Here is an 11,977-nt window from a genome sequence, read left to right as displayed (position 1 = left end):
ACGACGGCGAAAATCAGCCGCCGAGCGAGCCCTTGGTCGACGGAATCTCGTCCTTCGCCCGCGGATCGATGGCGACGGCAGCGCGCAACGCCCGCGCCAGTGCCTTGAAACAAGACTCCGCGATATGATGGTCGTTGCTACCGTAGAGGCACTCGGCATGCAGCGTGATGCCGGAATTCATGGCGAACGCCTGAAACCACTCCCGCACCAGCTCGGTGTCGAAGGTGCCGATCTTGTCGCGCACGAACTCGGCCTTGAACACCAGGAACGGCCGGCCGGAAATGTCGAGCGCGACGCGGGTCAGCGCCTCGTCCATCGGCACATGCACGTCGGCATAGCGCGTGATGCCCTTCATGTCGCCGAGCGCCTGCTTCACCGCCTGGCCGAGCGCAATGCCGGTGTCCTCGGCGGTGTGGTGGAAATCGATGTGCAGGTCGCCCTTGGCTTTCACCGTGATGTCGATGCGTGAATGCCGCGCCAGCAGGTCCAGCATGTGATCGAGAAAGCCGATGCCGGTCGCGACCGACGAGCGGCCCTGACCGTCGAGATTAATCTCGACCTCGATGTCGGTTTCCTTGGTCTTGCGCTTGACCTGGCCTGTGCGCATGTCGTGATCCTTGTCGAAAGCGCGCCCCGGACCTTGCCGGGACGCCGATTTGCGGGCCTTTTATCAGGGGTGCGGCAGCTTGGCCACCGCACCGCACGGCAAAACCGGGCCGAAGCCCGGCAGCGTTAACCGACGCGCAGCACCGAAAGCGAGCGCAAGCCGCCCGCCGGCGTCTGCCATTCGATGGACTGCCCGGCCGACAGGCCGATCAGGGCGGCGCCGATCGGCGTCAGCACCGAAATCCGACCGATCGAGATATCGGCCTGCTCCGGATAAACGAGCGTTACGGTCCGCACATGGCCGGTGACGTCGTCCCGGAACTCGACCTGCGAGCCCATGGCGACGGCGCCGTTCAGCGGGAATCCTGAGGGCACCACCGTCGCACGCGCGACTTCCCGCGCGAGGAAATCGGCAGTCTCCGGCACCCGGTCGGACGCCAGTTCGGCGAGCTTGGACAGTCGGTCGGAGTCAATTCCGCTGATGGTGATCGGCGGCAGTTCTTTGCGTGCGGTCGTCGTGGTCATGATGCTTTGCCTTTCGGTGGCATACCTTCTGCTGGTCGATGGACGCGCGCCCAGCACCGGTGCGAAGCACCCGTGAAAGCGCGCTCTGGTGTGGTGATGGACGTTAAGAGAACGAGAATCGGCCCGGGCCGACGACAAAGGTCGCCCGGGCTACCTGCCTGCTTGCAGGTGACCCGCGCGCGAAAAGCGGCGAAGGCGATGGCCGAGCGGTCCGTTCATAACGCCGGAATGTAGGGTTGAGGCACCGGAAGTCAATGCGGCAGGTGGCCTCCGCTTGCGCCGGTTTGCAACGCCGGGCCGCGCGCCCTACATCTTCAAGCACTCGCGAGGATTAAAGGCATGTCTTCCAACGAAATTCCGAGCTGGCACGGCACCACGATCCTGACCGTGCGCAAGAACGGCGCCGTGGTGATCGGCGGCGACGGCCAGGTCTCGATCGGACAGACCGTCATTAAGGCGAACGCCAAGAAAGTCCGGCGGCTCGGCAAAGGTGACGTGATCGGCGGCTTCGCCGGCGCGACAGCCGACGCCTTCACGCTGTTCGAGCGGCTCGAAGCGAAGCTCGAGCAATATCCCGGCCAACTCACCCGCGCCGCGGTCGAGCTTGCGAAGGATTGGCGCACCGACCGCTACCTGCGGCGGCTCGAAGCCATGATGATCGTCGCGGACAAGGATGTGTCTCTGGTGCTGACCGGGACCGGCGACGTGCTTGAGCCCGAGAACGGCGTGATGGGCATCGGCTCCGGCGGCAATTACGCGCTCGCCGCCGCGCGCGCCCTGCTCGACAGCGCGCACGATGCCGAGACGATCGTACGCAAATCGCTCGATATCGCCGCCGATATTTGCGTCTACACCAATCGCAACGTGACCATCGAATCGCTCAAAGCCTGAATGGACACCCGGTGACCGACTTTTCCTTCTCACCCCGCGAGATCGTCTCCGAGCTTGACCGCTACATCGTCGGCCAGGCCGACGCCAAGCGCGCGGTCGCCATCGCTCTGCGCAACCGCTGGCGGCGGCTGCAGCTCGACGACAGGCTGCGCGAGGAAGTGCTGCCGAAGAACATCCTGATGATCGGGCCGACCGGCGTCGGCAAGACCGAGATTTCGCGGCGGCTCGCCAGGCTCGCCGGCGCGCCGTTCCTGAAAGTCGAAGCGACCAAGTTTACCGAGGTCGGCTATGTCGGCCGCGATGTCGAGCAGATCGTGCGCGACCTCGTCGAGATTTCCATCGCACTGACGCGCGACCGCAAGCGCAAGGACGTCACCGCGCGCGCCGAAAAGGCGGCCGAGGAGCGCGTGCTCGACGCGCTGGTCGGACCCGGCGCCAGCGCCGCGACCCGCGACAGCTTTCGCCGCAAGCTTCGCGCCGGCGAACTCGACGACAAGGAAATCGAGATCGAGGTGCAGGCCTCCGGCGGCGGCATGCCGCTGATCGATATTCCCGGCATGCCCGGCGCGCAGATGGGCGCGATCAATATCGGCGACATCTTCGGCAAGATGGGCGGCCGCACCAGAACGCGCCGCATTACCGTCAAGGACTCGCACCCCATCCTCGTCAACGAGGAATCCGACAAGCTGCTCGACAACGACAATATCGTGCAGGAGTCGATCCAGGTCGTCGAACAGAACGGCATCGTGTTTCTCGACGAGGTCGACAAGATCTGCGCCCGCGAGGGCCGCCACGGCGCCGACGTTTCGCGCGAGGGCGTGCAGCGCGACCTCCTGCCGCTGATCGAAGGCACCACCGTCAGCACCAAGCACGGGCCGGTGAAGACCGACCACATCCTCTTCATCGCTTCCGGCGCGTTCCACATTTCCAAGCCCTCGGACCTGCTGCCAGAACTGCAGGGCCGCTTGCCGATCCGCGTCGAACTCAACGCGCTGACGCGTGACGACTTCCGCCGCATCCTCACCGAGCCGGAAGCCTCGCTCATCAAGCAGTATGTCGCGCTGATGCAGACCGAAGGCGTGACGCTCGACTTCACCGACGACGCCATCGACGCGCTGGCCGACATCGCGGTGTCGGTGAATTCCTCGATCGAGAATATCGGCGCGCGGCGCTTGCAGACCGTGATGGAGCGCGTGCTCGACGACATCTCCTATCGCGCATCCGACCTCGGCGGGCAGACCATGACGATCGACGCCGACTATGTGCGCCATCACATCGGCGACCTCGCCAAAAACACCGATTTGTCGCGGTTTATTCTCTAGGGCCGTCAGCGCGCGCGCCGCAGCCGCACATAAAGCGCGCCGTCGCCGCCGTGACGGACATGCGCGGTCTCAAAGCCGATCGTCAGTGCGCGAAACTCCGGCAGCGCGAGCCACTGCGGCACCTGCCGGCGCAACACACCGCTCTTGCCGGTGATGACGAGGACGAGCCGCGCATCGCGCGCCGTCGCGCTGCGCAGGAAATGCAAAAGCTCCGTATGCGCTTCGCTCTGCGTCAACCCGTGCAGATCGAATCGCGCGTCGATGGCGTCGCGGCCCGACGCGACGCGGCGTTTCGCCCGCCGGTCGAGCGGCGCAAGCGAGGGCGGAAGCGGCGGCGCAGCGGATGAGCCGGCGCGCGCGGGCGGAGCCTGCGACGCGGCGGCGCGCTGCCGAGACGTCTTGGCGGCGGGCGGCGGTACGTCCTGCGCGTCGTCAGGCGCCTCATCGAGGGCCGCACGCTTCGGCAACGGCATAATGGCTTTGGTGAAAGTCGTCCAGATCACGCGTTCTTCGCGCGTCAGAATACGCCGGCGGCCGCTTTTGTGATCCGGATCGCGACCCTTGCCGCTCATGAAGATGATCAGGTTTTGGGGCGCGTCGCCACGGCCGGCAAGGACGGACTATTGCTGTCGTCTTTCTTCTCGGCCCCGTCATTCTCCGCGGACGCCTTCGGCGGCCGCGATTTCGGCGTCGGAACGGTGGCGACCGTCGGCTCTTCGACCGCGATGCCTTTCGGCACCAGCATGACGAAGCGGCCGAACTGCTTGATGCGGCCGGCGACGCTCGGCGCGTCGCCGCCATAACCGAAATAGATATCGGCGCGCGCCGGCCCGCGAATTGCCGAGCCGGTGTCCTGCGCGATCACGAGATGCTGGAACGCATCGATCGGCGCGTCGCCTTTGATCGGCAGCTTCGCGTCGATCCAGATCGGCGTGCCATAGACATGGATCGAGGGATCGACCGCGATCGAGCGTCCCGTCGTCAACGGCACGCCCTGCGCACCGATCGGCTCTTCGTGCGGCTTGAGCGACGTCTCCCGGAAAAACACATAGGAACGATTCTTCAGGCGCAGCTCCGCGCCTTTCTCCGGATTCGTCTCCATGTATTCGCGGATCTTGTCCATCGTCATGTCTTCGGCGGAGATAATGCCGTCATCGATCAGGATGCGCCCGACCGGCGTGTAAGGCTTGCCGTTGCTGGCGATGTAATTCAGCCGCAGCATGTCGCCGGTGTCGAGCTTGACCCGCGTCGAGCCCTGGATCTGCGCGAAGAACGCATCGATCGGGCTTTTCACCCAGCAGATTTCGAGACCCTTGCCGGCAAGCGCGCCCTCGACGATGTCCTTGCGGTCGAGATGCCCGAACACCGTGCTTTTCTTGCCCGCGACTTTGCCCGGCACGCGATAGAGCGGATATTTGTATTCCTCGCTCGGCAGCCGAGAACCTTCGACCTGCGGCTCGTAGTAGCCGGTGAAGAAGCCGTCGGTGCCGGTGTAGAAACCGTAAGAGCGCGTTGGCGGCAAAATGCGCACCGGCTGGAAATTGTCCTCGAAGAACTTGCGCGCGCCGTCCCCGTTCGGCTGCTTGATGAGCTGCGCCTGCTGGCAGGCTTTGTAGAGCTTGCCGAGCAGCGGCTTCTTGCGGTGCATTGCCGGCGTGCTGTTGAGAATGGCGCGGCAGCTGTTGAGGAAGGAGCCGAACGCGGCGGCCTGATCGTCGTCCTTCCAGCCTTCGAGCGTCGCAAAAGACAGCGGCTCGAGCCTGGCGCCCGGAATGTGCACGCTGCTTTTGGCATGAGCCTTTTTGGCGTGCGCCTTCTTGGCCTGCGCGATCGCCGGACTGACGACCCATGCGCCGGCCGCCAGCAATCCGATGGCGGCGATGCCACTCAATCCCGATGTGAGGCGTCGACGGCCAGCCATCCGGTCACTGCCCGGGTTCGGTCGCAACCAGTTTCCAGTTCGGGTCGCGCGACGACACATCGCGCGCAAAGGTCCAGCTGTCGGTGACGTCGGTCACCTTCTCGTCGCTGCCGTCGATCACTTCGCCGTCCTTGTTCCGCGTCGCGGTGACGAGTTGCGAATTGAACTTCACGGTGATCTGCGCGACGCGGCTGCGCAATTCCGCCGCCACCACGTCGGCATTGTCGATCGAGACGAAGCGGCTTTCGACTTTCTCCCCGCGCCGGTCACGTTCGGCGATGGCCGACTCGAAGCCCTCATAGACTTCCTTCGAGAGCATGCCCTTCAGGGTCCGGGTGTCGCCTTCGGCGAAGGCGGACACGATCATCTCGTAGGCGCTGCGCGCGCCGGTGAGAAAGTGCTTGGCATCGAATGCCGGATCGGCGGCGGCAATGGCATTGAGCCCGGCGAACTGCGGCGAGCCGGGTTTGGCAATGCCATTCCAGCGATCGCCGCTGTCGGCGGCCTTTTCGGGCTCGGCCGGCTCAGCCGGTTTGTTGTCTTTGTTGTCTTGGCCGTTCTTGGCCTGCTCCGCGGAGCGGTTCGGCAGCGCGACAACCTTCTCGGAGGCCGGCCGCATCGCGTCGCGCGCGGAATAAGGATCGTAAGGCGGCCGCTCGCGGCCGGTACGCTGCCCCAAGACGCTCCGCAGCCGCAGGAAAATGAAGACTGCAAGCGCCAGAAAGATGATGGTGTAAATGTCGAACACGTCTCGCATGCTTTCGCGGTCGGCCTGTCGGCGCTCTCCCGCGGTCCAGCGGGCCGACAAACACTCGCAGACGGACCTTGCTCTGCTTATCTAGGCCTCGGGTTCAGGCAATCCAGTGGCGCGGAAGGATTCCGAAGCGATGTTGCATTGCACCGACGGACTCTAGACGATTGCGCCGGACAGGCCAACACGATCCCCCGGAATATGGATAAAGCATGACGTTGCTTCGCGGTCTGATTTTGGCGGTTCTGGCGCTGCCATTGCTGGAAATCGCCGCCTTCGCGCTGGTCGCCGCGGCTATCGGCCTCGGCCCGGCCTTCGCGTTGATTGTCGCACTCTCCGTCCTTGGGGCGCTGGTGATCCGATATGGCGGGGCGGCGCACATTTCGCGCGTGCGGGTTGCACTCGGCGAAAACCGGCTCTCGGCGCTGCAGGCGGACGGGTCCGGCGTGCTCACGGTGATCGCCGGCATTCTCTTGCTGGTCCCGGGCTTCATCACCGGCCTGATCGGGCTGCTGATGCTGATCGTGCCGCTGCGCCGTCTCGCCGCACGGGCGGCCGGCTGGCGGCCGGCCGGAGACAGCGCAGCAAACGACAACGTGGTCGACCTTGCGCCCGAGGACTGGCGGCAGGTGCCCGATCCGCAGATCGGCCGCCGCCGCGATCGCGACGATGCACGCTAAAAGCCCGATCCTTGTTCGCCTTCCGGTGCTGTGTTAGCCAACCCGCCGTCAACCGGCCGCGGCCGAAGGAGAGACCATGACGAACGGTAACGGCAACGGCGGTGCGGCCCAGACCCCGTCTCAGGCGCAGGCGGTCGCGCCGCAGATCAATATTTTCGCGCAGTACACCAAGGATCTGTCGTTCGAGAACCCCCATGCGCCGCGCTCGCTGGCGCCGTCCGGCCAGCAGCCGGAGATCAGCATCCAGGTCAACGTCTCGGCCAACCCGCTGCAGGACGGCACCGTCGAGGTCGTTCTCAAGATCGACGGCAAGGCCGAGTCGTCCGGCACCGTCCTGTTCAATTTCGAGCTGACCTATGCCGGCATCTTCCGCATCCAGAACGTGCCGCAGGAAAATTTCCACCCGGTCGTGATGATCGAATGTCCGCGGCTGCTGTTCCCCTTCGCGCGCGAGATCGTGGCGACGGCGGTGACCAATGGCGGCTTCCCGCCGCTGCTGCTTGACCCGATCGACTTCGTCAGCCTGTATCGGCAGAACCTGTCGCAGGCGCCGGCCGCGCCGCCGCCGACCGCACAGGCGTGACGTCGGCGACCAATCGTTTCTTCGACTGAAGACGCTTTAGTTTCCCGCCGCGTATTTCAGCCAAACCGCATCCTCGCCGAGCGTCGCGACGAATTCGTCGTGCGCGGCGCGTTCCGCGTCGGTGAGGCGCGGGCTGAGCGGAACAGGCCGTGGCGCAATGGGCGTGCCGCGCGAGGACGACCGGATCACGGTGGTTTCCGACAGGATAAGTTGCGCCTGACGCGCGCCGATCAGTTCGAGATAGACCTCGGCGAGCAATTCGGCGTCGAGCAGCGCGCCGTGCTTGGTTCGCTGCGAGTTATCGATCCCGTAACGCACGCAAAGATCGTCCAGCTTGTTGGAGCCGCCGGGATGCTTGCGGCGGGCAAGCAGCAGCGTATCGACCAGCCGTTCGCGCGCGATCGCCGGCTTTTTCAGCCGCGCCAGTTCGGCGTTGAGAAAGCCGTGATCGAAGCTTGCGTTGTGAATGACCAGCGGCGCGTCCTCGCCGATGAATTCGAGAAACGCATCGGCGATCTCGGCGAACAGCGGCTTGTCGGCCAGAAACTCCGCCGACAGGCCATGCACCGCGAAGGCTTCCTTCGGTACATCGCGCTCGGGATTGAGATAGAAATGGAACCCCTGCCCGGTGGGAATCCGGTTGATCAACTCGACGCAGCCGACTTCGACGAGCCGGTGACCCTGCCCCGGATCGAGGCCGGTAGTTTCGGTATCGAGAACGATCTCGCGCATCGCCATCGGGCAGCCCTTCGAATCAGTCGCGCCGCTTCGGCATTGTAGCGACGGCTTTGAGGATATCACGGACCTGCGCCCGCGCGGCATCGAGGCCGCGCGAACTGTCCACCACGAAGTCGGCGCGGCGGCGCTTCTCGGCGTCGGGCATCTGGCGCGCCAGCAGCGCGGCGTATTTTTCATCGGTCATGCCGGGCCGCTCGAACACACGCGCGCGCTGCACGTCCGCCGGCGCCGAGACGACGACCACCGCGTCGCAGCGGCTTTCGCCGCCGGTCTCGTAGAGCAGCGGAATGTCGAGCACCGCGATTGGCGCGCCGCTTTTCTCCGCCGCCGCGAGAAAATCCCGTTCGGCGGCACGGACCAGCGGATGAACGATTGCTTCGAGTTGTTTCAGCGCGGCGGGGTTACCGGCGATGCGCTCCGAAAGTTTCGTGCGATCGACTTTGCCGCCGCCGGTCACGCCCGGAAAAGCGGCCTCGATCGGAGCGACGGCCGCGGCTTCATAGAGACGATGAACGGCAGCGTCGGCGTCGTGAACGGGCACGCCCTCCTCGGCAAAGAATGTCGCCGTGGTGGACTTTCCCATTCCCATCGAGCCGGTCAGGCCGAGCACGAACATCGTCGATCAATCTCCATTCACGCCGCGATGAAGCCGTTGCGCCGCAGCCAGTCGAGCAGCGGCAGCAGCGGCATGCCGAGGATGGTGAAGTAGTCGCCCTCGATGCGCTCGAATAGCTGAATCCCGACGCCTTCGATCTGATAGGCGCCGACGCTCAAGGATACCGCCTCGCCCGCCGCGTCCAGATAGTGCTCGATCGCCGCCGCCGACAAGGAGCGCATGGTGAGGCGCGCCACGCTGCAATGCTCGAACAGAATGGCGCCGTCCCGCGCCAGCGCGAAGGCCGAATGCAGTTCGTGCGCATGACCGGAGAGTTCCTGCAGCTGCGCCTGCGCGCCGGCGCGGCCGGCCGGCTTGGAAAACCGCTTCTGTCCCAGAGCCAAAGTCTGATCGGCCCCGAGCACCAGGCGGCCAGGCAACGCTGCCGACACGGCAAGCGCCTTGGCGCGAGCGAGCAATTGCGCTGCTTCGCCGGGACCGGACGGCCCGGCGGCCGCCTCGACCGCGCGCTCGTCGATGTCCGCGGGATGGATGTCGACGGAAATACCTGCGTTCTCCAGAACGCGCCGGCGCGACGGGCTTTTCGAGGCGAGCACCAGCGGCTTGCGCGCGATCCAGAGCGTCATCGCGTCATCCGGGCCGACGGCGGCGTTCGGTGAGAAGCTTCATGACGGCGGCCGCGGTTTCCTCAATCGAGCGCCGGGTCACGTCGATGGTCGGCCAGTTATGTTTGGCGCATAGCCGGCGCGAATAGGTGACTTCCTCCGCCACCGCGCTGCGGTCGATGTACTGGTCGTCGTCGCGATGCGCCTTGAGACCGAGCAGACGATTTTCGCGAATCTGCACGATGCGCTCCGCGCTGGCGTAAAGCCCGACGACCAGCGGCAATGTCAGCCGCTCGACCTCCGGCGCCAGCGGCACATTCGGCACCAGCGGAACGTTTCCCGTTTTGACGCCGCGATTGGCTAGATAGATCGAGGTCGGCGTTTTCGACGTGCGCGACACGCCGACCAGCACAACATCGGCATTGTTCAGCGTTTCGACGTTCTGTCCGTCGTCATGCATCATCGTGAAGTTCAGCGCGTCGATGCGATTGAAATATTCCGCGTTGAGGACGTGCTGGGCGCCGACCCGATGCGTCGTCTCCGCGCCGAGATAGGACTGGAACAGCCTCAGCACCGGACCGAGGATCGACATGCAAGGCAGGCCCAGCTCGCGGCATTTCTTCTCGAGCACCGTGACCAGTTCCTCGTCGAGCAACGTATAGAGGACGAGGCCTGGCGCCTCCTCGATCTCCGCCAGCGCCAGCTCGAGTTGCCGGATGGTGCGGACCATCGGATAAAGATGCTCGACTGGCGTGACGCCCGAATATTGCGCGGCAGCCGCCCGCGCGACCGTGATCAGCGTCTCGCCGGTTGAGTCGGAGACCAGATGCAAATGGAAATAGCTGTTGTCAGCCATTGGGACAGTGACGGGACGCCCTGTGGATTTCTCTGGAGAAGGCCACGGGCGCCGGACCAGTGCAAGCATCACACGAGGATAAAGCCGGGTTTCGTCCACACGGCTGCCTGCGGGATAGCCGTAGCCGATTTTACTAGCGACTGTGCGAGCCTGTTGGCGAGGAATTGGGATAAGCGGGGAAAGTCAGGATTCAGCCTGTAAATCAGGCCTCTTTGAGAGGTCTTTGGCAATGTGCCCGCCGCAGCCGGTGTGTTGCTCATGGACAGCCGGTGGACAAGATGTGGATCGGGAGTCATGAGTCCAAACCACCGACTCACAATAACTACAGATTCTAGAATCAGGTTTTGATGGAAGAAGGGTTTCGCAAGACGACCGCGGTGAATAAGCCATTGCTGTCGGTTCTCGACGGTCGCCGGCAACCCGTTCCACCGGCCTGGATGATGCGGCAGGCAGGCCGCTATCTGGCTGAGTATCGTGCGGTGCGCGAGAAGGCCGGCAGTTTTCTCAAGCTGTGCTTCAATCCGGAGCTTGCCGCCGAGGTAACGCTGCAACCGGTGCGACGTTTCGGTTTTGACGCGGCGATCCTGTTTTCCGATATTCTCGTGGTGCCACTGGCGCTCGGCCGCGACGTGCGGTTCGAGGCCGGTGAAGGACCCAAGCTCGATCCGGTGAAGGACGAAGCGGCCATCGTTGCGATGAAGCGGCCGCCGGACGCGAAGGTCTTCAACTCGATCTATGAAACGGTCGCCCGGGTGAAGGCGGATCTCGATCCGCAGGTCACGCTGCTCGGCTTCTGCGGTGCGCCGTGGACGGTCGCGACTTATGTGATCGCGGGCCAAGGTACGCCCGATCAGGCGCCGGCGCGGACATTCGCTTATCGGCAGCCGGAAGCCTTCGCGCAGTTGATCGATGCGATCTCGGATGCATCGATCGAATATCTTGTCGGTCAGCTCAAGGCCGGCGCCGATGCGGTGCAGCTGTTCGATACCTGGGCCGGCGTATTGCCGCCCGAGCAGTTCGAGCGCTGGTCGATCGCACCGGCAAAACGCATTGTCGCCGGCGTGCGCAAACAAGTGCCGGGCGCGAATATCATCGGCTTTCCGCGTGGTGGCGGCAGCATGGTGCCGCGCTATGTCGAGCAAACCGGTGTCGATGCCGTCAGTCTCGACTGGACCATCGACAAGACGTTCGCTGCCGAGAAAATCCAGAGCCGGGTGCCGGTGCAGGGCAATCTCGATCCGCTGGCGTTGCGTGCCGGCGGCGTGGCGCTCGATCGCGCGGTCGACGATGTGCTGGCAGCGTTCGCCGCGCGGCCTTTCATTTTTAATCTCGGCCACGGCATCCTGCCCGATACGCCGGTCGCGCATGTCGAGCAGATGCTGAAACGCGCCCGCCGCTAGTTATCGAGGTTTGCGATGTATCTCTGGCTGAAGGCCTTTCACATCATCGCCGTCATCTCGTGGATGGCGGGCATGCTCTATCTGCCGCGGCTGTTCGTCTATCACTGCGACGCGCCGGCGGGCTCTGCGCAGTCGGAAACCTTCAAGGTGATGGAACGGCGCCTTTTGAAGGCGATCATCAACCCGGCGATGATCGCCACCTGGCTACTTGGCCTGGCGCTGATCTGGCTGATGGGTTGGGAGGCATTCAAGCAATCGGGATGGCTGCACGCCAAACTCGTGCTGGTGCTGGTCATGTCCGGCGTCCACGGCATGCTGAGCCGTTACGTGCGCGATTTCGCGGCCGACCGGAATCGCAAATCGCAGAAATTCTATCGGATAATCAACGAGGTACCCACCCTGCTGATGATCCTGATCGTCGTTCTGGTGGTGGTGAAGCCTTTTTAAAGGCCAAATTCCAAGCGAAAATCGTTAAGCACGTTT

Annotated in this window: 15 protein-coding genes; 6 read left to right on the top strand and 9 right to left on the bottom strand. The window is 64.3% G+C overall.

The window, feature by feature from the left end:
- Window positions 1-13: 13 nt before the first annotated feature.
- A complete protein-coding gene (gene hisB / locus AB7F10_RS11930) occupies window positions 14-607 on the bottom strand; it encodes an imidazoleglycerol-phosphate dehydratase HisB (RefSeq protein WP_428561125.1) in 594 nt (197 codons plus the stop codon).
- 125 nt (window positions 608-732) lie between these two features.
- Window positions 733-1,131: a nucleoside diphosphate kinase regulator gene (gene rnk / locus AB7F10_RS11925; RefSeq protein ID WP_428561123.1), complete on the bottom strand. Its 399-nt coding sequence runs from the start codon at window positions 1,129-1,131 to the stop codon at window positions 733-735.
- Between the two features lie 339 nt (window positions 1,132-1,470).
- Between rnk and hslV the strand changes: the two genes are divergently transcribed.
- Together hslV and hslU are read left to right on the top strand one after the other, a co-directional pair.
- Window positions 1,471-2,022, top strand: a complete 552-nt coding sequence (gene hslV, locus AB7F10_RS11920) for an ATP-dependent protease subunit HslV (RefSeq protein ID WP_428561121.1) — start codon at window positions 1,471-1,473, stop codon at window positions 2,020-2,022.
- Window positions 2,023-2,033: 11 nt separating this feature from the next.
- Window positions 2,034-3,344 (top strand): ATP-dependent protease ATPase subunit HslU, encoded by a 1,311-nt coding sequence (gene hslU / locus AB7F10_RS11915; RefSeq protein ID WP_428561118.1) that lies wholly within the window; start codon window positions 2,034-2,036, stop codon window positions 3,342-3,344.
- 5 nt (window positions 3,345-3,349) lie between these two features.
- Here the strand turns inward: hslU and AB7F10_RS11910 are convergent, their stop codons facing one another.
- The 3 genes from AB7F10_RS11910 to AB7F10_RS11900 are packed head-to-tail and all read right to left on the bottom strand — an operon-like array spanning window position 3,350 to window position 6,022.
- Window positions 3,350-3,916, bottom strand: a complete 567-nt coding sequence (locus AB7F10_RS11910; RefSeq protein WP_428561115.1) for a Smr/MutS family protein — start codon at window positions 3,914-3,916, stop codon at window positions 3,350-3,352.
- A gap of 8 nt (window positions 3,917-3,924) precedes the next feature.
- Window positions 3,925-5,265, bottom strand: coding sequence for a murein transglycosylase A (gene mltA / locus AB7F10_RS11905; RefSeq protein WP_428561113.1), 1,341 nt, complete (start codon window positions 5,263-5,265; stop codon window positions 3,925-3,927).
- 4 nt (window positions 5,266-5,269) lie between these two features.
- Window positions 5,270-6,022 (bottom strand): Tim44/TimA family putative adaptor protein, encoded by a 753-nt coding sequence (locus AB7F10_RS11900; protein ID WP_428561110.1) that lies wholly within the window; start codon window positions 6,020-6,022, stop codon window positions 5,270-5,272.
- 206 nt (window positions 6,023-6,228) lie between these two features.
- Here AB7F10_RS11900 and AB7F10_RS11895 point away from each other — a divergent pair, with 206 nt between their 5' ends.
- Together AB7F10_RS11895 and secB are read left to right on the top strand one after the other, a co-directional pair.
- Window positions 6,229-6,696: an FxsA family protein gene (locus tag AB7F10_RS11895; protein ID WP_428561108.1), complete on the top strand. Its 468-nt coding sequence runs from the start codon at window positions 6,229-6,231 to the stop codon at window positions 6,694-6,696.
- 76 nt (window positions 6,697-6,772) lie between these two features.
- Complete coding sequence (gene secB / locus AB7F10_RS11890) at window positions 6,773-7,279, top strand: protein-export chaperone SecB (protein WP_428561105.1); 507 nt, start codon at window positions 6,773-6,775, stop codon at window positions 7,277-7,279.
- 36 nt (window positions 7,280-7,315) lie between these two features.
- On the opposite strand, the gene dnaQ is transcribed toward secB, so the two are convergent.
- From dnaQ to AB7F10_RS11870, 4 genes are read right to left on the bottom strand one after another with little or no spacing between them, the layout of a single operon-like run.
- Complete coding sequence (gene dnaQ / locus AB7F10_RS11885; RefSeq protein ID WP_428561587.1) at window positions 7,316-8,011, bottom strand: DNA polymerase III subunit epsilon; 696 nt, start codon at window positions 8,009-8,011, stop codon at window positions 7,316-7,318.
- Between the two features lie 22 nt (window positions 8,012-8,033).
- Window positions 8,034-8,633 (bottom strand): dephospho-CoA kinase, encoded by a 600-nt coding sequence (gene coaE / locus AB7F10_RS11880; RefSeq protein WP_428561103.1) that lies wholly within the window; start codon window positions 8,631-8,633, stop codon window positions 8,034-8,036.
- Window positions 8,634-8,650: 17 nt separating this feature from the next.
- The gene (locus AB7F10_RS11875) at window positions 8,651-9,259 is read right to left on the bottom strand and encodes a Maf family protein (RefSeq protein WP_428561100.1); all 609 of its coding nucleotides are present in this window, start codon (window positions 9,257-9,259) and stop codon (window positions 8,651-8,653) included.
- 4 nt (window positions 9,260-9,263) lie between these two features.
- On the bottom strand, window positions 9,264-10,094 hold the full coding sequence (locus AB7F10_RS11870) for a pyruvate, water dikinase regulatory protein (protein ID WP_428561098.1): 831 nt from the start codon (window positions 10,092-10,094) through the stop codon (window positions 9,264-9,266).
- A gap of 347 nt (window positions 10,095-10,441) precedes the next feature.
- Between AB7F10_RS11870 and hemE the strand changes: the two genes are divergently transcribed.
- Window positions 10,442-11,494: a uroporphyrinogen decarboxylase gene (gene hemE / locus AB7F10_RS11865; RefSeq protein ID WP_428561096.1), complete on the top strand. Its 1,053-nt coding sequence runs from the start codon at window positions 10,442-10,444 to the stop codon at window positions 11,492-11,494.
- Between the two features lie 15 nt (window positions 11,495-11,509).
- On the top strand, window positions 11,510-11,941 hold the full coding sequence (gene hemJ / locus AB7F10_RS11860; RefSeq protein WP_428561094.1) for a protoporphyrinogen oxidase HemJ: 432 nt from the start codon (window positions 11,510-11,512) through the stop codon (window positions 11,939-11,941).
- Window positions 11,942-11,977 lie beyond the last annotated feature (36 nt).

This window comes from Pseudolabrys sp. (genome assembly GCF_050250095.1).
Classification (GTDB): Bacteria; Pseudomonadota; Alphaproteobacteria; order Rhizobiales; family Xanthobacteraceae; genus Pseudolabrys.
The sequence above is the reverse complement of the archived record's forward strand: the minus strand, read 5'-3'. Positions and strand labels throughout refer to the sequence as shown.